At 44.1% G+C, this 22,748-nt stretch carries 23 protein-coding genes; 7 read left to right on the top strand and 16 right to left on the bottom strand.

Going from position 1 to position 22,748, the window contains the following annotated elements:
- Nucleotides 1–87: 87 nt before the first annotated feature.
- The 14 genes from OCU36_RS15490 to OCU36_RS15425 form a co-directional block, all read right to left on the bottom strand.
- Nucleotides 88–351 carry a hypothetical protein gene (locus OCU36_RS15490; protein ID WP_017061275.1) on the bottom strand — a complete coding sequence of 88 codons (264 nt, stop codon included), beginning with the start codon at nucleotides 349–351 and terminating at the stop codon, nucleotides 88–90.
- 240 nt (nucleotides 352–591) lie between these two features.
- On the bottom strand, nucleotides 592–1,134 hold the full coding sequence (locus OCU36_RS15485; protein ID WP_261840439.1) for a DUF3833 domain-containing protein: 543 nt from the start codon (nucleotides 1,132–1,134) through the stop codon (nucleotides 592–594).
- Nucleotides 1,131–1,706 carry a chalcone isomerase family protein gene (locus OCU36_RS15480; protein ID WP_261840438.1) on the bottom strand — a complete coding sequence of 192 codons (576 nt, stop codon included), beginning with the start codon at nucleotides 1,704–1,706 and terminating at the stop codon, nucleotides 1,131–1,133. The genes OCU36_RS15485 and OCU36_RS15480 overlap by 4 nt, the downstream gene beginning before the upstream one ends.
- A 3-nt stretch (nucleotides 1,707–1,709) precedes the next feature.
- Nucleotides 1,710–2,231: a DUF2878 domain-containing protein gene (locus tag OCU36_RS15475; RefSeq protein WP_261840437.1), complete on the bottom strand. Its 522-nt coding sequence runs from the start codon at nucleotides 2,229–2,231 to the stop codon at nucleotides 1,710–1,712.
- Nucleotides 2,209–3,489 (bottom strand): SAM-dependent methyltransferase, encoded by a 1,281-nt coding sequence (locus tag OCU36_RS15470; RefSeq protein WP_261840436.1) that lies wholly within the window; start codon nucleotides 3,487–3,489, stop codon nucleotides 2,209–2,211. The genes OCU36_RS15475 and OCU36_RS15470 overlap by 23 nt, the downstream gene beginning before the upstream one ends.
- Nucleotides 3,490–3,594: 105 nt before the next feature.
- The gene (locus OCU36_RS15465) at nucleotides 3,595–4,401 is read right to left on the bottom strand and encodes a DUF1365 domain-containing protein (RefSeq protein ID WP_261840435.1); all 807 of its coding nucleotides are present in this window, start codon (nucleotides 4,399–4,401) and stop codon (nucleotides 3,595–3,597) included.
- On the bottom strand, nucleotides 4,398–5,669 hold the full coding sequence (locus OCU36_RS15460) for an NAD(P)/FAD-dependent oxidoreductase (protein WP_261840434.1): 1,272 nt from the start codon (nucleotides 5,667–5,669) through the stop codon (nucleotides 4,398–4,400). Before OCU36_RS15460 ends, OCU36_RS15465 begins: the two co-directional genes overlap by 4 nt.
- A gap of 2 nt (nucleotides 5,670–5,671) precedes the next feature.
- Nucleotides 5,672–6,403 (bottom strand): SDR family NAD(P)-dependent oxidoreductase, encoded by a 732-nt coding sequence (locus OCU36_RS15455; protein WP_261840433.1) that lies wholly within the window; start codon nucleotides 6,401–6,403, stop codon nucleotides 5,672–5,674.
- Nucleotides 6,403–6,834: a nuclear transport factor 2 family protein gene (locus tag OCU36_RS15450; RefSeq protein WP_261840432.1), complete on the bottom strand. Its 432-nt coding sequence runs from the start codon at nucleotides 6,832–6,834 to the stop codon at nucleotides 6,403–6,405. Before OCU36_RS15450 ends, OCU36_RS15455 begins: the two co-directional genes overlap by 1 nt.
- A gap of 14 nt (nucleotides 6,835–6,848) precedes the next feature.
- On the bottom strand, nucleotides 6,849–8,279 hold the full coding sequence (gene phrB / locus OCU36_RS15445) for a deoxyribodipyrimidine photo-lyase (protein WP_261840431.1): 1,431 nt from the start codon (nucleotides 8,277–8,279) through the stop codon (nucleotides 6,849–6,851).
- The gene (locus OCU36_RS15440) at nucleotides 8,276–9,223 is read right to left on the bottom strand and encodes a YbgA family protein (RefSeq protein WP_261840430.1); all 948 of its coding nucleotides are present in this window, start codon (nucleotides 9,221–9,223) and stop codon (nucleotides 8,276–8,278) included. The genes phrB and OCU36_RS15440 overlap by 4 nt, the downstream gene beginning before the upstream one ends.
- Nucleotides 9,224–9,397: 174 nt before the next feature.
- Nucleotides 9,398–10,087: a ChrR family anti-sigma-E factor gene (locus OCU36_RS15435; RefSeq protein WP_372093778.1), complete on the bottom strand. Its 690-nt coding sequence runs from the start codon at nucleotides 10,085–10,087 to the stop codon at nucleotides 9,398–9,400.
- Between the two features lie 19 nt (nucleotides 10,088–10,106).
- Nucleotides 10,107–10,754, bottom strand: coding sequence for a sigma-70 family RNA polymerase sigma factor (locus tag OCU36_RS15430; RefSeq protein WP_261840428.1), 648 nt, complete (start codon nucleotides 10,752–10,754; stop codon nucleotides 10,107–10,109).
- A gap of 110 nt (nucleotides 10,755–10,864) precedes the next feature.
- Nucleotides 10,865–11,485: an LON peptidase substrate-binding domain-containing protein gene (locus OCU36_RS15425; protein WP_261840427.1), complete on the bottom strand. Its 621-nt coding sequence runs from the start codon at nucleotides 11,483–11,485 to the stop codon at nucleotides 10,865–10,867.
- 276 nt (nucleotides 11,486–11,761) lie between these two features.
- Here OCU36_RS15425 and OCU36_RS15420 point away from each other — a divergent pair, with 276 nt between their 5' ends.
- From OCU36_RS15420 to OCU36_RS15395, 6 genes are all read left to right on the top strand, one after another.
- Nucleotides 11,762–12,148: a tautomerase family protein gene (locus OCU36_RS15420; RefSeq protein WP_261840426.1), complete on the top strand. Its 387-nt coding sequence runs from the start codon at nucleotides 11,762–11,764 to the stop codon at nucleotides 12,146–12,148.
- 199 nt (nucleotides 12,149–12,347) lie between these two features.
- Complete coding sequence (locus OCU36_RS15415; RefSeq protein ID WP_261840425.1) at nucleotides 12,348–12,704, top strand: YibL family ribosome-associated protein; 357 nt, start codon at nucleotides 12,348–12,350, stop codon at nucleotides 12,702–12,704.
- A gap of 315 nt (nucleotides 12,705–13,019) precedes the next feature.
- Entirely contained in the window at nucleotides 13,020–14,246 is a 1,227-nt protein-coding gene (gltS, locus tag OCU36_RS15410; protein WP_261840424.1) for a sodium/glutamate symporter, read from the top strand.
- 209 nt (nucleotides 14,247–14,455) lie between these two features.
- Nucleotides 14,456–15,598 (top strand): sugar diacid recognition domain-containing protein, encoded by a 1,143-nt coding sequence (locus tag OCU36_RS15405; protein ID WP_261840423.1) that lies wholly within the window; start codon nucleotides 14,456–14,458, stop codon nucleotides 15,596–15,598.
- 135 nt (nucleotides 15,599–15,733) lie between these two features.
- The gene (locus OCU36_RS15400; protein ID WP_261840422.1) at nucleotides 15,734–16,999 is read left to right on the top strand and encodes a GntP family permease; all 1,266 of its coding nucleotides are present in this window, start codon (nucleotides 15,734–15,736) and stop codon (nucleotides 16,997–16,999) included.
- Nucleotides 17,000–17,015: 16 nt separating this feature from the next.
- Nucleotides 17,016–18,146: a glycerate kinase gene (locus OCU36_RS15395; protein WP_261840421.1), complete on the top strand. Its 1,131-nt coding sequence runs from the start codon at nucleotides 17,016–17,018 to the stop codon at nucleotides 18,144–18,146.
- A gap of 152 nt (nucleotides 18,147–18,298) precedes the next feature.
- On the opposite strand, the gene OCU36_RS15390 is transcribed toward OCU36_RS15395, so the two are convergent.
- Complete coding sequence (locus tag OCU36_RS15390; RefSeq protein ID WP_261840420.1) at nucleotides 18,299–18,955, bottom strand: NAD(P)H-dependent oxidoreductase; 657 nt, start codon at nucleotides 18,953–18,955, stop codon at nucleotides 18,299–18,301.
- Between the two features lie 309 nt (nucleotides 18,956–19,264).
- Nucleotides 19,265–20,131 (bottom strand): glycerol kinase, encoded by an 867-nt coding sequence (locus OCU36_RS15385; protein ID WP_261840419.1) that lies wholly within the window; start codon nucleotides 20,129–20,131, stop codon nucleotides 19,265–19,267.
- 570 nt (nucleotides 20,132–20,701) lie between these two features.
- On the opposite strand from OCU36_RS15385, the gene OCU36_RS15380 reads away from it, so the two are divergent.
- Nucleotides 20,702–22,597 (top strand): PTS mannitol transporter subunit IICBA, encoded by a 1,896-nt coding sequence (locus OCU36_RS15380; RefSeq protein ID WP_261840418.1) that lies wholly within the window; start codon nucleotides 20,702–20,704, stop codon nucleotides 22,595–22,597.
- Nucleotides 22,598–22,748: the final 151 nt, after the last annotated feature.

Here is a 22,748-nt window from a genome sequence, read left to right as displayed (position 1 = left end):
TTTGTGCCCACCCTGGCATAATAATTTGAGATCACGCTTGCTTGGTTTTACTACGCAGAGCCCGCGCTTTTGAGTCATCAGACGTGGTTATTCGTCGTCGAACTGTTTGATCGTGAATGCGTCTTCGATTCGGTTAAGCTCTTCTTGTTCTTTCACTCGCTTCTCTTCTTGCAGAGTCGCTCTCGTTTCGTTGAAACGTTTTTTCTCTGACTTAGTCAGGAATTTTACAGCTTTTTTGTTGGTCAGTGCGTAAGCAACTACGTCTTCACCCTTTTCTCTGCGGTCGTTTACGCGTTGTGAGAAACGTTCATTGTCGCGAGCTTTACGCTCCGCTGAGGTCAACTTGCTCATGCTTTAAAGCCTTTTCAATTATTCATGGTAGGGAATCTACGCTTAGCGAAACAAATAGGGACTGCTTAGTGTCAGTCTCGCCCATTTGTATGCTGGTGGCGCATCTTAGCACAGTGGCTTGAGCATGCAGATATGTGATTTGAGAGATTTAATAAAACAGCCCACAATTTTCGTTGTGAGCTGTTTGGTTGTGTACTGCGGCTATCATGTTGAAACTGAGAGTCAGAAACAGCAGTTAAATCAAATCTTCTCGATGTATAAAATGATCTCTCCGACTTTAAAGCCGAACTTGGACATCTCTGTCTTGTTAAACAGTCGTTTATCGTCCATCAAAAACATCCAATCATCTAAAACGACGTCATAGGTACTGCCATCCACTTCTATTTCAAGGTTATATTTCCAATAAAGCGCAGAGCCTTGCGTTTCACCATAAGCGGTTCCAACGACATCGTTGGCAGTCCCAGAATAGGTGTTTTCGCCCGTTTTGATCAGATTCCAAACGCGAGTTGAGCGCTCGCCATCAGCAAAAGAGAACCACTCTTTTATTTCTCCGTTGTCACCGTCCCAAGTCGCGTTCAGTTTGGCATCAAAGCGGCGCAGTAAGTTACCAGAGCGGTCGAGCACCATGCCGTAGGCCATTAGCTCGCCATTAAAAAAGGTTTCAAGCTTGAGCTCTGGCGTAGTGTCGACATGGTCTTCTAAACTTGCAGAGCCACAGCCCACTAGCCAAGTGAGTGAAAAAAATGCCAGAGCAAATTTTATTATTGTTGTTTTTGGATTCATTTGTTCAAACCTAAAAGTTGTTTACGAAGACCGGGTTCAGAGGTGTTTTCAGATAACCAAATCGCTAGAAAGGCTTCACCAAATTGCTTGTCTTGAATGATGCCGATCGGTTGTTCATCGAAATAAAAGCGACTCACGTTATCTTCTGCGATACGGATCGTGAGTGTGCTTCCTGCTTCAACGTTTGGCCACATTTCGTAGAGCGGTTTCAACCAGCGTTGAATGTTGTTGTTAGAGTAGCCAAGCTTGTTCCATTGATCTTCGGTCGCGTCTACGAGGTCTTTGCTATCGATAGAGCGGTAGTATTCAAGCTTTAAGGCTCGTTCAGAGTTGGTTGGTGTCGCGTAGAATTCTGCAGAGTAGAGCGTCCAAAACAGGTAACTCATTTCACCCTGCCCACGTTTGCTTAAATCATCGACAACAGAGGCTTTGGTGTTTCCGGTAAAGAGCAGCGCAGCAAAAAACAACGAGAGAGTGATAAAGCTTAACAGTGTATTTTTTGTTTGCTGATGAGTGCGAACAACACCGCTCTCAGGTTTGAACGTTTGTCTCGGGTTGCGTGGATAAGCCATAAGTCACCTCGTTATTGCCATTTTAGGTTGTACTAAGTTGGAGTAGGCGGCCACCAGTAAGGGCAACAAAATCCCCCAACTTATTGCAAGGGCAGCGACTACCGATGCATCAGGCCAAGTCGTAAGAAGGGCGCCCGCTTTGATGCCCCCCCAATAACTACTAGTACCTGCTACGAACCCAATGACAAACAAGATCACTTTCGAGCATTTTAAAAGCCAATTGAGGCTGTGATTGAAACTGATTAAAAACATGATCCAAAGACATATTAGCCAAACCGGGAACCACGATTGGTTGGCGATCTCAGAATCGGCGGCAAAGATACCGAAGTGAAGCATGAGGCTATCTAGTAATAGCCCCAGCGGTAATAAACACAGTACTTTCAAGTCGTGACTGCGAGTTGGAGAGAGAAGAAAATGAACCACCACGATCAGTGGGGTAATGAACGAGGCTTGTGCGGTAAAGAATGCACTGCAAACCCAGGTCGCTTGAAACAGAACGAGATTAATAATCCAAAACCGTTTCATCTTTTGCTCCAAAGTAACGAGGTTTTCTAGCAACTAAGTGATGAGTACTGATCACACGCTCTTTGAATGCGCCTTCGCAGTAGCAGAAGTAGAAGATCCACAAGCGCTTAAACTCTTCTGAATAGCCGAGAGACTCTAGCTCTTCCCAACTATTTTCAAAGGCGATGTTCCAATCATTCAGCGTTCGAGCGTAGTGCAGGCCAATATCATCAATTTCTTGAACCACAAGGTCGGTGCTAGTCGCAAGGTGTTGGGTCATCACGGAAACCGACGGTAAACAGCCGCCAGGGAAGATGTATTTCTGAATAAAGTCGATGCCTTTACGGTATTTGTCGTAACGGCTGTCGGCAATAGTAATCGCTTGAATCAGCATCTTGCCTGATGGTTTCAACAGTGAAGAACATTTCTCAAAGAAGGTTTGGAGATATTCATGGCCGACCGCTTCTATCATCTCGATAGAGACTAACTTGTCATACTCACCCGTGAGGTTGCGATAATCCTCTTTAAGTAGGGTGATTTTGTCGGTTAAACCAAGCGCTTTGACTTTTTGCTCCGCAAGCTCGTGCTGAGCATCTGAAATGGTGGTTGTGGTGACATGACAACCGTAGTGTTGTGCCATGAAGATGGCTAAGCCACCCCAGCCGGTGCCTATCTCGACCACGCTATCGTTCTCCGAAAGCTCTAATCGCTCACAGATGGTTTTCATTTTGTTTTGCTGAGCCTTCGACAAGGTTTCTGCATCTTCGCTGTAGATAGCGGAAGAATACTGCATTGAGCTATCGAGGAAGCGCTCATAGAGTTCATTACCAATGTCGTAGTGAGCAATAATATTTCGCTTAGAGCCTTGTTCGGTGTTGGCATTCTTACGACGAAGCAAGAGGTTTTTGATGCGAGAAATCCACTGTGTCTTGTCATCAAGCTCATCCAATTGGGCTTGGTTACGAGCCATGATTTGAATCACACGCGTGAGATTTGGACTGGTCCATTTGCCATCGATATAGGCTTCAGAGGCCCCAATGCTGCCATTGATGACGACATCTCTAAAAAAGGTCGCATCATGAATCACGATTCGACCTTTCAAGTCTGCGTCTCGATCGCCGAACACCGAATGCTGGTCGCGCTCAATGATTTCAAGCGTTGCGAATTGCAGGCTTTCTAACACCTTAAAGATTAAAGCTCGATATTTACAGTTGCTTGAAACAGCAACGGCTTTAGCTTGTTGTTCAATGTTGTTGTTTTGTTTGGCAAGCTGTTCCATGTAAACCTCGCTGATAACTCATTCTAATATTTTGTGCCAACTAAGCTGAGTTCTGCTCCTTGGTTGGAGCGAATCCAAGCTAGAATTGATTTCTGTTTTAAGCGCTTAAGATGTTGAGTCTGGATGCGCCACAAACGGTACTTTTTTCAGGAATAATTTGAGCGCCTGATAATAAATTCCCATCACGACTTTTATCGTCATCGCCGGAATCTTGAATACCGTTCGTCTAATGTTTGTCTTGGTTACTGACTGTTTAGTCAGAGCCAGTGTCGCATCGAAAAGCTTGTCGTCTCGGCGGCTTTCGATGTGGACTAACGTGCGCTTCGCTGGTGGCTTAATCGTCCAAAAATAGGTCATATTCAAATCCATGAACGGCGAAACGTGAAACTCTTTTTTTACCTTTAACTCTTGGTGCATGTCGATCAGATAGTAGTGTCTTTCTCGCCAAGGCGTGTTACTCACTTCAGCCAACATGTACTTACAATCTCCAGTTTCGTCGTAACAGAAGAAACAGTTGATTGGGCTGAAATAGATGCCTAAACAGCGGCACTGAGCCAGCATCGTCACACGGTTTGAATCCGACCAAACCCCACCAAGTTGTTGCACTTTGGAAGCTATACGTTGCTTAAGTGATTTTGGTTCATCTGTGGTGACATTTTCTTTTTTTTCAGCGAGATAATCCGATTCAACAAAGCGAATCGGATTGAACCATCGAGTTCCGAACAGCGCACTACGCGCGGTAGTTTGGGGCAGCTCATCAAGATCGAGTCCCATCATATACAGTTGATAGCTGAACTCATGGGTGATGTCGCCAAAGCGGCGATGTCTGACGTTACCCCAATAGATACCGCTGAGTTCTTCACTCTTTTCGGATGCAATCCCGATTTCGGGTTTCAGGGTTTGACTGTTCATAGCGCTGAACTCGTACTCAGATCTAAACCGAAGCGTTTGGTCACATCGAGTGCACTGTGGACACCGTCTTCATGGAAGCCGTTGTACCAGTACGCGCCGGCAAAGTGCGTCTGGTTTTTGCCACAGATCTGCTCACGCTTGTGCTGCGCTTCGACCGTGTTCGAATTAAGTACCGGGTGATAATAAACAAAGCTGCGAATGATTTTTTCTGGGTCGATGGCTTCGCTTTGATTCAAGGTGACACAGAAGGTGTCTTGGCTTTCGATCCCTTGCAGAATGTTCATGTTGTACGTGACACAAGCGGGTCGTTGACTGTTTCCATCCAACATGTAGTTCCAGCTTGCCCAAGCCAGCTTTCTGTCTGGTAACAAGCGAGTATCGGTGTGCAGAACCACTTCATTGCGGCTGTATGGGATCTCGCCCAGTACCTGTTGCTCTTGTTCTGTCGCATCACCAAGCAGACGCAAGGCTTGGTCTGAGTGGCAAGCAAAGATTACTTCGTCGAAACCTTGTGTGCTGCCATCTTCAAATTCAATCGTGATGCCCGTTTCTTGGCGAGTCACTTGTTTAATCGATGTATTGAGTGCAACGGGTTTGTTTAAGCGTGAAAGGATGATTTCAACATAAGAACGCGATCCTTTTGGGATCACATACCACTGAGGACGGTTCGCGATATCGAGCAATCCATGGTTGTAGAAAAACTGGATGAAGAACTTGAGCTCAAACTCTTCCATCTCTTCCAAGCTTGTCGACCAAATAGCCGCGCCCATCGGCAGGATGTAATGCTGACTGAAAAAATCGGAAAACTGGTTGTCGCGTAGGAAGTGGCCCAAGGTAACATCCGGTGTGAACTCATTGCTTTCGAACTGCGCTTTACAGAGTTTGTTGAACTTAAGAATATCAGACACTAAAGACCAAAACTGAGGTTTGAAGAGGTTACGCCTCTGCGCGAATAACGAATTAATGCTGTGGCCGTTGTATTCAAACTTGGTCGTCGTATTGTGGACGCTGAAGCTCATCTCTGTCGGTTGCCTTTCAACACCGAGTTGTTCCAGAAGCTGGTTGAAGTTTGGGTAGGTTCGATCGTTGAATACGATGAAACCGGTATCGATTGAAAACGCCGAGCCTTGATGTTCAATATCAACGGTTGCTGTGTGTCCCCCCACGTAATCATTCTTTTCAAATACTGTTACGTCGTGGTGTTTATCTAATATATGTGCGCAAGTCAGTCCAGAAATGCCTGAACCTATAATGGCGATTTTCTTCATTGTTATACCATCCTTGAAGCAAGTTTTTGCCAAACTGAAGTTGGAAGCATTCTTAATAGCTTCATCAACATAATGAATCGTCTTGGGAAATCGATTTCACTCTTTCCTTGAGCGATACCATTTACGATTCGCTGAGTTGCAGCCTCACTACTAATAATCATAGGCATAGAGAACGTATTTCGCTCGGTTAATGGCGTTTCAACAAAGCCAGGGTGCACAATTGAGACATGAATATTGTACGTTGCCAGATCAACCGAAAGAGTTCTGCCTAAGTAGGTAAGGGCTGCCTTTGAAGCGCCATAAGCTTCGGCTCTAGGTAAAGGTAAAAAGCTGGCGCTCGAGCTGACTAAGACTAATCGACCGCCGGGCTTGATGTTCTTAAGCCAAGACTTAAGCGCGTAGCCAATGGAAACCAGGTTGATGTTGATGACGCGCTCGAAAAGCTCGGCATCAAAATTCAATGGGTCGTCGATGTATTCACAATCACCGGCATTTAAAATCAGCAGATCGAGCGGTTTGTCTTGGCCGAGTTCTGGGAAGTTGTGGTAATCGGTCAGATCGAAACAGAGCGGCGTAATGGATGAATGCGCGATGTCTGTCTGGTGAGAATCAACCAAGGCTTGCAGCTTGTCTGGGTTACGGCCACAAGCAATCACCTGATGCCCTTGCTGAGCGTAATCTTTAGCTAAGGATTGGCCGATACCTGAGGTCGCGCCTGTGATCATAATACGCATTATCGACTCGCTCTCTTTTTGATGGATTTTATCGCACAACCTAACACTGGAATGTGTTCGTACAGCATCGCACCGACGTCGAGGTAATCTCTATGGTAGACCACTTGACCGTCGAGCATCTTAAGGTGGCTGTGTCCTTGTACTTCGATCGGCTTTTGCCCATTTAATTGCTTGTGAGCAAACTGCATCGTCCAGTAAACGGAAGCCTCATCGTTCGCTTCGAAAGTGTGTTCGATATGAAAGTAACAGCTGGTTACTTGGGTGTAGAGGTTCTCGAAGTAGTGCGTAAGCGCCGAAATACCGCTGACATGATGCAGCGGATCTTGGAATTCAATATCAGGGTGATAAACCGTCTTAAGCACGTCGAAATTGTCGGTTCCGAGTGCTCGATACAGGTTGAGAAAGTTATCAAGCCAGAGAGAGTTATCCATAATATTCACTCTAATTATTTGAAGAAGGCTAAGGCTCTCAATCGTGCTTCTTTGTGCTCAACGATGGGTTGCCAGTATTCGCTGTCTACTCCGTTTTTAGCGATATAGTCATGTGGAAAGTGCACATGCTTATCCGGGATTTTTTGCAGCTCTGGTATGTACTTACGAATAAAAATGCCTTTTGGATCAAACTTTTCACTCTGGGTGATTGGATTGAAAATTCGGAAGTAAGGTTGCGCATCACAGCCCGTACTTGAAGCCCACTGCCAGCCACCATTGTTGGCACTAAAATCACCGTCGATAAGGTGTGACATAAAGAAACGTTCACCCCAACGCCAGTCAATAAGCAGATGCTTGGTTAGGAAGCTTGCCACGACCATTCTTAGCCGGTTGTGCATCCAACCCGTTTCAACCAGTTGACGCATTGCTGCATCAACCAATGGATAGCCGGTTTTTCCTTCGCACCAAGCTTTGAAGCTAGGATGATCGTGATACCAATCTAAACCATTGTATTTTTGCTGAAAGTTCGCCCCTTTAACCAGTTTAGGATGGTGGAACATCAAATGCTTATAAAAATCTCGCCAAATCAATTCATTGAGCCAACAAAAGGCCGGTAATTGCGTATCAAATAACAGATCGGGTTGTTGCTGAATCAATTGAATTGCTAACCAACGCGGGCTCACTGCGCCAATCGCTAAATAAGGCGATAGCCCTGATGTTCCTTTAACTGAGGGTATATCTCTCAGACGTGCGTAGTCGTTGACTTTATAGCTTAAGAAGTTGGGGATCACATTGCCTAATACGTCTTGGCTTAATGGCCAGCGACTTGAATCAACACGAGGAAAGTCGAAATCGTAGTCAGCGGAGAGGGTTAAGGCTTTTAAGTTGTCAGGAAGCTGTGCTTGTGAACGCTGAGTTTGTTGAAGCTTAACGGGCACGACAGGAGCTGGGCTGCAGATGATGCCTTTCACCTGAACTTCTTTTAGCCACGCGTTCTTAAAGGGCGTAAAGACTTTGAACATTTCGCCTTGTTTGTTGAGAACACTACCGAGTGGCAGCATAACGTCACAATTGCTGATCTTCAGGTTTAGGCCGCTTGAAATCAACTTATGATCGCGAGCTTGTTCATCAACCTCAGGCTCTGAGTTTGCGTAAACACACTGAGCACCAATCTGTTTGTAAAGGTGAGTCAACTTCTCGGATTGGTCATTAAAGTCGGTCGCTTTCAGGTGCAGTAGGGTAATCCCAAATGCAGCGAGCTGCTGTTCAAGTTGTGTTAGATGACGATAGATGAAATCGGCTTTTATTGGTGCAAGATGATGTTGCCGCCATTGTTGCGGAGTGGAAATAAAAACGGCGATTGTAACGCCGTTTTCAACAGCCGCGACAAGCGCTGGATTATCGTGGATTCGCAGGTCTCGTCTTATCCATAAAATATCGTTCAATAGCCATATCTCAGTTTAAGCTCTTGTGGATGAGGGTTGAGGTAAACCTGTGACTCTAGATACTCGTTTGGGTACTCCATCAAGTAGTGATTAATGAGCGTTAAGGGAACCAATAATGGGACAACCCCTTCTCTAAATGAGGCGATCTGGTTGGTAAGCTCTTGTTTGTGGGCGCTACTCAACTGTTTCTTAAAGTAACCTTGTAAATGATGCAATGTGTTGGCGTGGCTACCGCGATTCGCATGGTGGGACAAGGCCGTCATCAAGCCTTCGATGTATTGGTTTGCTAATTCATCAATTTCAAGTTCGTTGCCAGCGAGTAGTTTACCTAAGTTCTTGTAGCCCTCAACGTGGTGACACATCACCAAATACTTGTGAGCACTGTGGAATTGAATCAGTTTATGTTTGGTCACGCCCTCGTCGATCAGATCGAGCCATTTTTGGTAGGTAAAGACTCGGGTCATGAAATTTTCGCGCAAAATAGGGTCGTTGAGGCGACCATTTTCCTCAACCGGCAACAAAGGGTTGGCGCTCATAATTTGTTGAGTGAACATGCCAACACCAGTTGATTCCGAGCCACGACCATGGTGGTGGTAAACCTTTACTCGTTCCATACCGCAGGTAGGACTTTTTTGACAAACAATGAAGCCAGCGATGTGTGGATTCGTCTTGGCGTAGTTTTGTCCAAACTCGATCAGTTCGTCAGTCACATCGCCGGAACCATCTGGTCGAGATACATGGATGATGTCGTCTAACATCCTGGTTTGGCGAATGGTTGGGCGAGGTGTTGGGAGGCCGATGGCCATTTCTGGACATACGGGCTCTAACTCGACGTAATCGGCAAGATCGTCTGTACAAAAGCGTGAGCGCTTATGACCTGTATCGAAACGTACTTTATGTCCTGCCACACACGCGCTGATGCCGATTTTAATTTTATTTACCATTGCTCACTCCTTTGCTCTCGCTTTGAGTTATTTTCTGTATTACAACGTTACCCACTGTGTTTACAGAGCCGAGTGTGTTTTAAAGCTCACCATCGTTAATATTCTAAATAACAAGCCTCAACGATTTACAGGATGACTTCATGTCATCCTGTATATTTATAGCGTGCAACTGAGTTAATAGATATATTTCCCTAATGGATTGAATAGTTGACTCATTCCTTTTGTGAAGTAAAGCGCATCACTCGAAACCGTTAAACATACGCAGCCTTCTTTCGTCGATGGTTGATGCGTGTGCTTTCCATCTAACCAAATGAAATCGCCTTTGTTATAAACGCCCATTTCGTCTTCGAAGCTGCCTTCTAAAAGCAGTGTGATCTCGAAGCCTTTGTGGGTATGACAAGGGATTTGTCCATCTTTGCCGATATGCAGCAAACTGGTGTGGTGGGTTTCGTCATCAAAATCGAGTCTTGATCGAGAAATCTTCCCTAAATTCACCCAATCTTTTCTCGCGACGGAATGCAGGGCGCGAGGGACAGTGAATGTCGTGTCTGCAATGGTCACTTTCTTAACTTCAGGCGCTATCTCGATTGACCGAGACGTATCAGCCGTAATTTTGTCGATCGCGTCCAAGTCAAACTCGATGTTTTCAAACAGGCCATTGTTTAAGATCGGATCGTCATCGGACAGTAAATGTTCTTCAAAGAAAGCATCATCAATGGCTTGGTCTTCGTTAAAAACGACATTGGCTGCTTGGAGGGTCAATTGATCCACGTGTTGCTGACAATGTTCACACAGTTCGATGTGACTGGAGACTATTAGAGAGACAGAATCAGCAAGTGTGCCCTCGACGAAGCCTTTTAACATTGTCGCGTTTGGGTGATGTTTAATCATGGCTTTGTTCCCCCATGTGAACCTTGAGTTTAGCTAAAGCGAGTCTTAGTCGCGATTTTACGGTTCCAAGTGGAACGCCGAGTTGTTGTGCGAGCTGTTCTTGAGAGAGCTCTTGAAAATACACACCTTTGACGATGGTTTTCTGAGCCAATGGAAGCTTCTCTATTTGAGTCATTACGTGACGACTCATTAAATGATCACCAAAAGGTAACTCTTCATTCTGAGTTTCAGCGACCATCGCGTCGATTGGCCAAATATCATCGGCGATCGTTTGTTCTGCTTTTGCTTTCACCTTACGTAGCATGTCGAAGGCGGCATTTCGCATCACAGTGTAAACCCAAGTCGTTGCGGCGCCTTTCTCTTGGTTGTAGAGGTGCGCTTTCTTCCAGACATTGGTCATGGTGTCCTGGACGAGCTCATTCGCCGCCGCTTCTCCGCCGAGCTTATTAATACCAAAACGTTTTATCTTCGGCGCAAAGAATTTGAACAAGTAGGTAAAGGCCTGCTTGTCTCGGTCCGTACCCACCAAAATCAGCCAGCTAGAGAGCTCTTTGGGCACTTTTGAGTCCGTTGGTAATTTGTTGTCAGGGATAATGACGTGCTCCTTGCCGCTCCCTACACTTCTGCTTTCCACTTGCATAGCCAATCACCATTGTTTGAATTTGACTGGCATTACGTGAGCAATGAGGCGAGGGATCACTTTTCATTAAAATAGTTTCTACTATACAAAACTATAGTGAATAAAAGTGTTTATTGCCCCGTAATTATTTGATTCAAAAAAGGAACTAAAGATGGAAAGCTGGTCGGCTTCGTAAATTCTGTTTTCTTTTCCAGAGGGATAGGCATCATTTCTAGCAACCTAGCGCATATCCATTGTGAGTTCTCAAAGTTCGGTGTTGGGTAGAGCTTCCTGATTGCGTCGTGATCACGAAACAGTTGCACTAAGAACGCCGCGAATACTTTCGGGACTTTGTAGTGAAGTTGTGGCCAGTGAGGCTGTGCGCTGAAGCTACTTTTTATCAGCCCATCCTGCGATCGGTATGATGAATGAAGTTGGACAAGCTCTTGGCCTTCGACGTCGATTTCCAAAATGTGATCATCAGCCATGTTGAAATCGACAATAGAGACTTTTGTTCCCCAATCACTGAGTTGTTCTGAGCGAGTATTGTGCTGAGTGGCAAGGATGAAGCCCTCTCCTTGTGCGGCATTCGCGACCATAGCAAGGTATTTGGGTTCAAAAATTCTCAGTCTTTGTCGGCCTCCGGGTAACAGGAAAATGGGAAGGGGAAACACGGCGAGTTCATGAGAAGACGCGATGGGTGTTCCTGATTCGGTTTTCGTCCATGTGCACTTCCGAGGTGAGTTCGACACATAGCCCTCCTTAATTTAAATGTGATTTGAACAGATATACGGGCAATTTTTGAGGTTCGATCAACTTGCTGCCCAGGTTGTTTCGCTGATGTGTATCGAGATAAAAAAAATAGGGATAGGTATTTTGTTGCACCTGTTCATAAATTCATTGTTTTTACCTTTTCTCATGCGCTTCATTAGGTAATATATCTACAAATAGTAAGCGAATGGGTCGTCGCCAAAGGGGGCTTCTATCCGACGTTTTTCTATAGTTAACATCGCATCAAAGGAATGGTCATGATTGTTATTTATGGTATCAAAGAGTGCTTGAATCCTATTAAGTTGCTGCTCTCTAATGTGTTGCAGCAGTGCTTAAACAGTGAGTTGGGTTTGCCAGATGATAAACGAGCACATCGATTTGTGCCGTTGGAAAGAGATGATTTCTTTTACCCAGAAGGAAGAACAGACGCTTATACTGTCATTGAGATCAATATGATGGAAGGTCGAGCGGTGAATACCAAAAAACGGCTAATAAAAAAAATATTTTCTGAAATAGAAAAGCAGTTGGCTATCTCTCCCATTGATATTGAAATCACCATTAAAGAGCAACCATCGCACTGTTGGGGGTTCCGAGGCATGACGGGTGATGAGGCTCAAGACCTCAAGTATAAAGTGAAAGTTTAAGATGACAGGCTAAGAATTTCTAATGGTCATTTGCCCATGGTTTCTGCGGTGTATTTTATTCGTTAATGGTTGAGATAACCCATTCCGTTTATGTTTCATTCTATCGGCTATCTGTCAGATAAATTTCGGTTCGGGTAAAGCCTTGTGCTATACTCCGCGCCCCAATCCGAATTGGCTTGTTTAATCTTAGGAAATTATTATGAGTGTTAAAAACGAACTTCAACAAATTAACAACCGTCTAGACAAGTGTCGCAACAAGTTAGCGGCTGCTAAAACTCGTAATGATCGTCCTGTTGTTCGTCAATTTGAAGATGAGATTAAGAAGCTAACCAAAAAAATTGCCCAGCTTAAACACAAACAAAGCTTTGATGTAAATCAAGAGCGTAAATCTCTGATTGATATGCCGTTTAGCCGTGAAATCACAAAAGCAGAGCAAGCGGATATGGGTAAATTGAAAAAGTCTGTAAAAGGATTAGTGATTGTTCACCCAATGACGAAAATTGGTAAAGAACTTCGTATTGAAGTGATGACAGGGTATGCCCCGAAAAAATTCTAATTACCAGCGATGGTAATAAAAAAGGAGCTAGCAATAGCTCCTTTTTGCTTTTTTAGGTTTTCAGAAAGAGATTGATCAACCGTGTTACTGCTGTCGGTTTATGTGTTTAGGAGATAGATGGTAGTCACAAAACTGTCGTTTTCTCTTAAAAGTTAACGTACCACTAACATGATACGAAGTGATCGCAGTAATGTGTTGGTTTTCTCATCGACAATTTCTCACCCCTTTCCATAGTTACAGGTAGAGCAGCACACACAATTACAGACAAAACCAGACTCATTAGGGACGATGAGCATGTAAAAAAATAGAGGTTATATGAATCAATTAATTTCAATAGGGCCACTAGAATCTTTCTTAATCGCGATTAGCGTTTTGTTTCTAGGTCATTTTGTCAATGCAAAGCTACCGGTTCTTAAAAAGTACAATATCCCTGAACCGATCGTCGGCGGCTTAATCGTCGCTTTTGCTATTACCGCTCTGCATTTTAACGGCGTTGATCTAGCATTTTCCTTACCATTACAGAACACGTTTATGTTGATGTTCTTTGCGACTGTTGGCTTGGCGGCTAACTATACTCAATTACTAAAGGGCGGCGCAAAGGTGTTTTTGTTTTTAGGGGTCGCTTCGGTTTACATCATTATTCAGAATGGTGTCGGTGTGACACTGGCAACGGCTCTTGGTCTTGACCCTTTGATGGGATTGATCGCTGGGTCTATCACGTTATCCGGTGGTCACGGCACTGGTGCGGCATGGTCACAAACGTTTACCGACACATTTGGCATTGCTCATACTCTCGAAATTGCAATGGCTTCAGCCACTTTCGGCTTGATTATTGGCGGCATCATCGGCAGCCCTGTGGCTCAAAAGCTGATTGATAAGAACAACCTTGAATCTGAATACGGCACTGGCACACAAACGCATGAACGTTTTCCTGAGCTCGTGACTTACAATGAATATGAAGAAGATAAAGTGACGGCGAAGAAGGTCATTGAAGTCTTGTTTATCTTACTTATCTGTGTCACCGGTGCAAAATACCTAGAGCAGTGGGTCGCGACTTTTGAAATATCTTGGTTAATGATACCTGACTTTGTTTATGCTCTTTTTATTGGGGTATTCATTACGAATGTTTTTGAAGTGACTAAACTGCATAAAATCGACAGCGAAACGGTCGATATCCTTGGTACGGTGTCGTTATCATTATTCTTGGCAATGGCGTTAATGAGCCTGAAATTATGGAATATCTTTGATCTCGCGATTCCGTTTTTAGTGATTCTTGGTATTCAGTCTGTGGTGTTAGGTCTCTTCTCTTATTTTGTTACCTTTAAAGTGATGGGGTCTAACTACGATGCGGCGGTAATGGCAGGGGGGCACTGTGGCTTTGGCTTAGGTGCAACACCAACAGCGGTAATGAACATGGGGTCTTTGGTTAATCGATACGGCCCTTCACCGCAGGCTTTTATGGTTGTGCCAATTGTGGGTGCATTCTTCATTGATATTGTTAACCTGATTATCCTACAAGGGTATATTTCGTTTATCGGTTAATTTTCAATAAACCAATACCTCCTTTTAAAGCCAGTCAATTGACTGGCTTTTCTACTTATCTGTGGTTGACAGGTTTTAAGGTATGGTTTGCGACGTGATAACGCAATCATATGGGTTGTAATGAAAAAGCATCTCCCTCATGAATATGGGTTAATGCTATTATCCGACAGTACTTCTTAACCATTGACTAAGCTTATGTTGGCACTTTTATGCAGTTAAATGAGACTATTGCTCGACAAATCGTTGAGCGAACGATGAAAATTATTTCGTACTCCATCAATGTTATGGATGAGAGAGGGAGAATTATCGGCTCGGGAGATCCCTCTCGTTTGCATCAAAAGCATGAGGGAGCAATCTTAGCGGTTAACGAAAAGCGAATTGTCGAAATTGATACTGGAACCGCTGAAAATTTGAAAGGGGTAAAACCAGGAATAAATTTACCGATCCTTTATCAAGATGAGGTGATCGGTGTGGTTGGTATTTCTGGGTTTCCTGAACAAGTTCGGAGCTATGGTGAATTGGTTAAGATGACCGCTGAACTCATCATTGAACAAGCCTCCCTAATGTCACAGATTCAATGGGATAAGCGTCATCGAGAAGAGTTGGTTTTGCAGCTGATTAAGGGCGGGGCATTAAATGAAGATCAACTGACGGATATTGCTGATCGACTTCAATTAGATCTTACCCAACCGAGAGTCGCAACGGTTGTTCAAATCATTCCTGAACGAAAAACCTCTCTGTCTTTAGAAAGCTTGCAAGAATTGGTGCACTTACTTGAATACCCTCAGCGTGATAACTTGGTCGGTATCATCTCTGTTTCACAGCGCAAGGTGGTGGTTTTAAAGCCGATAACTCTCACGGCGACAGGTTGGTCTAAAGAGTTAGAAATAAAGCGGATAAACAAGCTGCTTCGCCGTGTAAAAAAGCAAGGTAAGTTTACTATTCGTATTGCTGTGGGGGATTATTTCCCGTCATTGCCTGGGCTCGCTACCTCATACCAAACGGCAAAACTGACCATGGAACTGACGAAAGACAGGATAGGCCAAGTCTTTTTTTATGAAGATTATAAATTGCCGGTACTACTCAGTAATGTGAAAAATGAGCAATGGCGATATCAACAGCTTTCAGCGCCGTATCAAAAACTGTTGCAGAAAGATGATAAAGGCACACTGGCGAAAACCCTTAAGGTGTATTTCGAACAAAACTGTGATTTGCATCAAACTTGCGAGTTACTCCATATTCACCGGAATACACTCCGTTACCGGCTTGAAAAGATATCCAAAGTAACATCCTTAGATATCAATAAGTTAGACTCTATAATTCAACTTTATTTAGGGGGGGCATATACTTAAATTGAACAATGCTATTGTTCAATTGCACAGTAAATATATCAGTCCTTCATTAATATTTGTTCAATCAGCCAAAGACGTCTTTCAGTATGCCGATTATATTGACGGCAATTGAATAGTATTAATGATGGAAAGAACATGATTGAAGTCTCGACCTTAGGTGCGTTATCAGCACTGATTGTAGCGATTGCTCTAATTTTAAAAAAAGTACCGCCGGCTTATGGCATGATCATTGGTGCGCTCATCGGTGGTGTCATCGGTGGTGTCTCTCTGACTGATACCGTCGCTCTGATGATTGGAGGTGCTCAGGGTATTGTTACCGCCGTACTTCGTATTCTGGCTGCGGGTGTGTTAGCCGGAGTGTTGATTGAATCAGGTGCAGCCACCTCGATTGCCGAAACCATTGTGAAAAAAGTGGGCGAAACAAGAGCATTACTTGCGCTTGCTTTGGCCACAATGATCTTAACGTCGGTTGGCGTATTTGTTGATGTCGCCGTCATTACTGTTTCCCCGATAGCCTTAGCGATTGCCCGTCGTGCCGACATCTCCAAGACCGCTATCTTATTGGCTATGATTGGCGGCGGTAAAGCCGGCAACGTCATGTCTCCTAACCCAAATGCTATTGCGGCGTCAGAAGCCTTCCACGTGCCATTGACCTCTGTTATGGCTGCTGGTGTTATACCTGGCCTTTGCGGGATGTTCTTCGCCTATTTCATTGCCAAACGCCTTATCAATAAAGGTAGCAAGGTAGCGGAACATGAAGTGGTCGCTGTTGATCACTCTAAATTACCTCAGTTTTCAGCCGCTATCGTTGCACCGCTGGTTGCTATCATTTTGCTTTCATTACGTCCTATTGCCGGTATCAATATTGACCCATTGATCGCTTTGCCTTTGGGGGGCCTTTTAGGAGCTCTTGCAATGGGCCGCTTTAAGGACAGTAACCGTTTTGCCATTTCTGGATTAAACCGAATGGCACCTGTCGCAATCATGTTGATGGGCACAGGTACTTTAGCTGGCATCATAGCTAATTCGGGCTTAAAAGGTGGCTTGATTGACCTCTTAACGACTTCTGGTTTGCCTTCTTATCTGTTGGCTCCTATCTCGGGTGCGATGATGTCTTTGGCAACGGCTTCAACAACCGCCGGTGCTGCAGTTGCATCGAACGTATTTAGTAGCACCATTCTTGAGCTTGGCGTTCCGGCTCTTGCGGGAGCCGCCATGATTCATTCAGGTGCGACAGTGCTTGACCATATGCCCCACGGTAGTTTCTTCCATGCAACGGGCGGAGCTGTACATATGGACATTCGCGAGCGTTTAAAGTTGATTCCTTATGAATCGGCTGTCGGTCTTATGATTGCGTTCGTTTCTGTAATGATGTTCGGTGTTTTTGGTCTGTTTGTTTAAGCTTTGAGGTATAAAAATGAAAATTGTAATTGCACCAGATTCATATAAAGAAAGCTTAACAGCAATGGAAGTTGCTGTTGCGATTGAAAATGGATTCAAAAAAGTATTGCCTAATGCAGAATACATTAAGTTGCCTATGGCTGATGGTGGCGAAGGGACGGTTCAGTCTCTAATTGATGCGACGGGTGGAAAGGTTATTGCGCATACTGTGACCGGTCCTCTTGGTAAGCCAGTAGAGGGGTTCTACGGTTTACTGGGCGATGGTAAAACAGCCATTATTGAAATGGCAGCCGCATCGGGTTTACATCTTGTTGAGACAGAACTGCGTAACCCATTGCATACAACAACTTTCGGTACAGGTGAATTGATCAAGGCGGTACTCGATCAAGGCGTTAACCATATTATTGTTGGTATCGGGGGGAGTGCGACGAATGATGGCGGCTTAGGCATGGCACAAGCCCTTGGCATTCGTATGTTGGATAAAGATGGTCGTGATCTTGGTTATGGTGGCGGTGCGTTAGAAGCTCTGGATACCATCGATATTTCTGGGTTAGATCCTCGATTAGCAAATGTTCAGTTTGAGGTCGCCTGTGATGTGGACAACCCATTATGCGGTGAGAAGGGAGCCTCATTTGTCTTTGGCCCACAAAAAGGGGCAACACCAGAAATGGTGAAGCAACTGGATAAGAATCTTGCTCATTATGCGGAAATTATGAAATCTCAATTGGGCCGTTGCGTAAAAGATCGACCTGGCGCAGGTGCTGCTGGTGGCTTAGGCGCGGCTTTGCTGGGGTTACTTGATGCAGACTTACGTCCAGGTATTGAAATTGTTATGGATGCAGTGAATTTATCAGATGTCGTTGCCGATGCTGATTTAGTCATTACTGGTGAAGGTCGTATTGATAGCCAGACAATTCACGGTAAGACACCTATTGGCGTAGCTCGTACTGCGAAAAAATACAATTTACCGGTTATTGGTATTGCGGGTAGCCTAGCCTCTGATTGTCATGTCGTACATGAGCACGGAATTGACGCTGTGTTTTCAGTGGTTAACGGTGCTATTGATTTACCCACTGCACTGGCTTTAGCTGCACAAAATGTAGAAATGACGGCTCGTAATGTTGCCGCAATTTACATGATAAAGTAGACATTGACCAAGTCACTTAACCCCCCTCAAATTGATTCCAATTCTATAAAAAAGGCCAGACAACAGTCTGGCCAAATAAGGCAGTTTGATTGAACAGTCTAATGTTTTGTTAGAGCTGTGCTTTTTTGTAAAGCCAAACGCGTTATAGACGATTAAAGCGTGGTAACCACTTCATCAAGAGCAAGACGTGCTTTAGGTTTACCGTGGTTGTAGTCTTCGCCGTCTTTGTGGTAGCCGATAGCCAGTGCCACATCAACAACATGACCTTCTAGTTCGTCAGCAAACTCTTCGCTGATCATTTTAGCGTCTACACCTTCCATAGGCGTTGAAGCGATGCCTAGACGCGCGAGTGTATGCAGCATGTTACCCAGTGCGATGTAAACTTGAGACTTAGTCCAGTTACCGTTGAAACCCGTTTCGTCGGTGTTCATTTCTGCGAATGCGTAAGCGCCCAAGAATTGCTCATACATTTCAGCGGGTAGGTGACCAGAGCTGACTTCTGTATCAGCACGCTTAGCGAATTTCTCTTTGGTGTACTTAGGATCGTAAGCAAACAGGATCGTGTGTGACGCTTCTTTCGCATGTGGTTGGTTAAACTGGAACATGTTTTCGAACGTATTGTGGAAGCGCTGCTTCGCTTCGTCACTCTCAATAATGATGAATTTCCAAGGCTGAGAGTTAATTGAGGATGCCGACATACGAAGTGCTTCTTTGATGACTTCCATGTCTTCCGCAGAGATGCGTTTTTCAGCATCGTATTTCTTAGCAGTGTAACGAGTGTTTAGATCAGTAATGATTGGGTGAGTCATGTTGAATCCTAATATCTATCAATAGTAAATGCTGTAGAGTGTAATGTTCAGTAACGTCAAAAATAAACGGACAATCCATTTTGATAGAATCTTAAATAGATCCAATCTCAAATCGAACGCGCGTTTACATGGTTATCGAACAGGCCCGACTCATCGAATGTCAGGGGCTCTTCAAATCTATGGGGGTTAAGATAATAGATCAGTGGTTTGGAAAAAAGAGCGAACACATCAATTCACTATGGTATAAAATATCCATAATAAGTCCATTAGTGTGATGTTGATTTGCTATGGCGTTCAAAGATCAGTGGGTTAATACGCTTTTATGCCATATTGACGCAATAATGGCGGAAGTACGCTGTCTAGATTTGGGATATCTTCTGGCATGATTTCGATTAAGCCAAAACCGTGCTCCTCGTATATTTCTCTCACCTCATTACGCTTTTCTTCGGTGATTGGTGCAGAATCGGTTCCCCAGAATTGGATGTACACTTTGCCACTTGGTAGATAAAAATCGCTGATTACTTCTTTTGATATCGGTAGAGGACGCTCGTACGCATGAACCACTCCTGCCATATAAAGCCAGTTATCGATGATCAGCTCTCCTTTTGAACGAACATAATGCCCATCTAAGCTTCGGTGCTTTGCTTCGAATTTCTGACGAAAACTGGAGAATGACACATCTGTAGAATGGCTTTCAGCATCATGCCCTAGGAACTCAACAACAGACTGCTTCAAACGTTTATTGCGAACCAGTGAGTCGTGCCATACCACGAATAAGTTTTGAGTTACTTTATCTTCTCTTTGTTCACCTCCGGCTTTCAAGCCTGTCGAGGTGACGTGCCAACCGTCTTCTTCTTTTGTAATCCAGCCAAGCTCGTTAAGCAGTAAGTTGATTTTCTTAGCGCTGAGTTGAAAGGCACTACCGAGCTGAGTCGCGGTTAATGTTTTTCCTGAAAATGAGTCCAAATCGATAAGCAGGTTCTCTGGCCAGACAATAAAGACACCAAACTTCTTGTGCTCGATATATTCCCCACCAAAGCTTTCTCCTCGCTCTGTGAGAATCCAACGCTCTTGTGAACGTACGATATAGCCTGCTGTTTTTAGCTCGCTAAATAAAGCTTTCGCTTCTATGCCTTTTTGTTTCGCGAGCGCGGATGTGGAAATTTTGTCTGACATAGTCTTTTCTCAAATAGCGGAGTGATCCGCTGATGGATGTTAGAGAGATACATGATGCAATAGCACTGGTGAATACCATATCACATCTATCAATGCTAACAGCAGTTCACGGGTCTGTGTTTTGGTAGAGCGTTATATCTCGTTTTGTATTTGTATAAAAATATAGATTAATCTGTAATTAAATTACACTCATGGCTATTTTAATCACTCATGTGCATATCAATCGTGCTTTGAGTGGTGCTCTTTTATGCGGTTTGCATTAGTTTTAGACCCTGCATTTTATTAAATGTGATCTCGGTCACGATTTATTTTTAAGTACTACAAAATAAAGTGTGATCAATGTCTATAGTTAATGGTATTCATTCTCATTTGCTTGGATTTGTAATTTACATTCATGGTGTTTTTGTGATCTAAGTTGTACTAGTTAATCCGAAAGTGTTTTTTATGTGTGATAAGTGTCACGAAAGTTGGGCTAAGGTGCATTTTGGAAATGTTGTGATACATTTTAATCGACTTTTGAGTACACACTTTCGGTCATTTGGCCAACCAATACATTACGGGGTTCTACCTATGTTATCACCAGAAGCAAAGATTAAGGTTCAAAACTTTGGTCGTTTCTTATCCAATATGGTAATGCCAAACATCGGCGCATTTATTGCGTGGGGTTTCATTACTGCACTATTCATTCCAACAGGTTGGTGGCCTAACGAAACGTTAGCATCAATGGTTGGTCCTATGATTACATACCTACTGCCACTATTGATTGGTTACACCGGTGGTAAAATGGTTGGTGGTGACCGCGGTGCGGTAGTGGGCGCTATCACGACTATGGGGGTTATTGTTGGTACTGACATTCCTATGTTCATGGGAGCGATGATTGTCGGTCCACTTGGTGGTATCGCAATCAAGAAATTCGATGAAGCTGTTCACGGTAAGGTGAAGAGTGGTTTCGAAATGTTGGTGAACAACTTCTCTGCGGGTATTATCGGCATGATTTGCGCGATTATCGCATTCATAGTGGTTGGTCCTGCGGTTAAGATGCTCTCTAGTGCACTTGCTGCTGGTGTTAACGTAATGGTCGAAGCGGGCGCGCTGCCTCTTGCTTCTATCTTTGTTGAACCTGCGAAAATATTATTCTTAAACAACGCAATTAACCATGGCATTTTCTCTCCTCTAGGTATTCAGCAGTCTGAAGAAATAGGGCGTTCAATCTTCTTCTTAATTGAAGCTAACCCAGGCCCAGGTCTTGGTCTTCTACTTGCTTATATGGTGTTTGGCAAAGGTAGCGCGAAGCAGTCTGCTGCTGGTGCATCTATTATCCATTTCCTTGGTGGTATCCACGAGATTTACTTCCCTTATGTTCTTATGAATCCACGTCTAATCCTTGCAGTAATTGCGGGGGGGATGACTGGTGTATTCACTAATGTGATGTTCGATTCAGGTCTTATTTCTCCAGCATCACCTGGATCTATCTTCGCTATCTTGTTGATGACGCCAAAAGGCTCTTACATCGGTGTTGTACTTTCTGTTATCGCTGCAACGGCTGTGTCTTTTATCGTCGCTTCAATTTTACTGAAAACTTCAGCTCAAGGTGATGACGAAGATTCACTAGAAAAAGCATCGGCTCAAATGAAAGACATGAAAGCGTCTTCTAAAGGCGCAACCGTAGAGACAAATGTAAACTTAGCGGATGTAAAAGCAGTTTATGTAGCGTGTGATGCGGGTATGGGGTCAAGTGCAATGGGCGCCGGTTTACTGCGTAAGAAAATCGCAACAGCGGGTCTAGATATTGAAGTAACTAACTATGCAATTAACAACCTACCAGCTGATTCACAAGTTGTTATTACGCATAAAGATCTAACAGATCGTGCTCGTAAAACTGTACCAGGTGCGCTGCATATGTCTTTGAGTAACTTCCTCGACGGAGGCGTATACGACCAGTTAGTTGCTGAGCTTATAGACGCTCAACGTGGTGAAATCAAAGTTGCCGTGTCAGCTTATTCATCAGTAGCGCAAGCCCAAAACGGTAATAAGCTTGCATTGACTGACGACAGCATCTTCCTTGGCCTAAAAGCGACTCGAAAAGAAGACGCAATCAAGTTTGCTGGTGAGCAGTTGGTAAAGCTTGGCAACGTATCTCCAGAATATATCGATGGTATGTTTGCTCGTGAAAAGCTTGTGTCTACTTACCTTGGTGAGTCTATCGCAGTACCACACGGCATAATTGAAGTGAAAAAATACGTACAAAAAACCGGCATCGTTTTCTGTCAGTATCCTGAAGGTATTCAATGGGGTGAAGATGAAGATGATATTGCGAAGATGGTTATCGGTATTGCTGCACAAGGCGATGAGCACAACATGGTGCTGATGGCAATTACTAATTCACTCGATGATGAAGACGCTGTGAATTGTCTACAGAACACAACAAACCCTGCTGATGTTCTACGGATTCTCAACGGAAACTAAAAAGCTCTAGTCAAGCTCCTGAGTGAAGGAGGCCGGTATCCCCCTACCGGCTTCATTTCGGCCTTAATCTTAAGGTCAAAAGATTCAGTCTCGATAGCTTACCGCTTAATGTCTAGGGCGCATCGTCAAGGCATGTTGTTAGCCGGTAGCT

It is taken from the genome of Vibrio artabrorum (assembly GCF_024347295.1).
Classification (GTDB): domain Bacteria; phylum Pseudomonadota; class Gammaproteobacteria; order Enterobacterales; family Vibrionaceae; genus Vibrio; species Vibrio artabrorum.
Note: the sequence above shows the minus strand (reverse complement) of the source record. Positions and strands in the feature narration are given on the sequence as shown.

Excerpts from the sequence above, each read along its gene's own strand:
- OCU36_RS15490 (WP_017061275.1), bottom strand. The coding sequence starts at position 351 with ATGAGCAAGTTGACCTCAGCGGAGCGTAAAGCTCGCGACAATGAACGT.
- OCU36_RS15485 (WP_261840439.1), bottom strand. The coding sequence starts at position 1,134 with ATGAATCCAAAAACAACAATAATAAAATTTGCTCTGGCATTTTTTTCA.
- OCU36_RS15480 (WP_261840438.1), bottom strand. The coding sequence starts at position 1,706 with ATGGCTTATCCACGCAACCCGAGACAAACGTTCAAACCTGAGAGCGGT.
- OCU36_RS15475 (WP_261840437.1), bottom strand. The coding sequence starts at position 2,231 with ATGAAACGGTTTTGGATTATTAATCTCGTTCTGTTTCAAGCGACCTGG.
- OCU36_RS15470 (WP_261840436.1), bottom strand. The coding sequence starts at position 3,489 with ATGGAACAGCTTGCCAAACAAAACAACAACATTGAACAACAAGCTAAA.
- OCU36_RS15465 (WP_261840435.1), bottom strand. The coding sequence starts at position 4,401 with ATGAACAGTCAAACCCTGAAACCCGAAATCGGGATTGCATCCGAAAAG.
- OCU36_RS15460 (WP_261840434.1), bottom strand. The coding sequence starts at position 5,669 with ATGAAGAAAATCGCCATTATAGGTTCAGGCATTTCTGGACTGACTTGC.
- OCU36_RS15455 (WP_261840433.1), bottom strand. The coding sequence starts at position 6,403 with ATGCGTATTATGATCACAGGCGCGACCTCAGGTATCGGCCAATCCTTA.
- OCU36_RS15450 (WP_261840432.1), bottom strand. The coding sequence starts at position 6,834 with ATGGATAACTCTCTCTGGCTTGATAACTTTCTCAACCTGTATCGAGCA.
- OCU36_RS15440 (WP_261840430.1), bottom strand. The coding sequence starts at position 9,223 with ATGGTAAATAAAATTAAAATCGGCATCAGCGCGTGTGTGGCAGGACAT.
- OCU36_RS15435 (WP_372093778.1), bottom strand. The coding sequence starts at position 10,087 with ATGTTAAAAGGCTTCGTCGAGGGCACACTTGCTGATTCTGTCTCTCTA.
- OCU36_RS15430 (WP_261840428.1), bottom strand. The coding sequence starts at position 10,754 with ATGCAAGTGGAAAGCAGAAGTGTAGGGAGCGGCAAGGAGCACGTCATT.
- OCU36_RS15420 (WP_261840426.1), top strand. The coding sequence starts at position 11,762 with ATGATTGTTATTTATGGTATCAAAGAGTGCTTGAATCCTATTAAGTTG.
- OCU36_RS15415 (WP_261840425.1), top strand. The coding sequence starts at position 12,348 with ATGAGTGTTAAAAACGAACTTCAACAAATTAACAACCGTCTAGACAAG.
- gltS (WP_261840424.1), top strand. The coding sequence starts at position 13,020 with ATGAATCAATTAATTTCAATAGGGCCACTAGAATCTTTCTTAATCGCG.
- OCU36_RS15405 (WP_261840423.1), top strand. The coding sequence starts at position 14,456 with ATGCAGTTAAATGAGACTATTGCTCGACAAATCGTTGAGCGAACGATG.
- OCU36_RS15400 (WP_261840422.1), top strand. The coding sequence starts at position 15,734 with ATGATTGAAGTCTCGACCTTAGGTGCGTTATCAGCACTGATTGTAGCG.
- OCU36_RS15395 (WP_261840421.1), top strand. The coding sequence starts at position 17,016 with ATGAAAATTGTAATTGCACCAGATTCATATAAAGAAAGCTTAACAGCA.
- OCU36_RS15390 (WP_261840420.1), bottom strand. The coding sequence starts at position 18,955 with ATGACTCACCCAATCATTACTGATCTAAACACTCGTTACACTGCTAAG.
- OCU36_RS15385 (WP_261840419.1), bottom strand. The coding sequence starts at position 20,131 with ATGTCAGACAAAATTTCCACATCCGCGCTCGCGAAACAAAAAGGCATA.
- OCU36_RS15380 (WP_261840418.1), top strand. The coding sequence starts at position 20,702 with ATGTTATCACCAGAAGCAAAGATTAAGGTTCAAAACTTTGGTCGTTTC.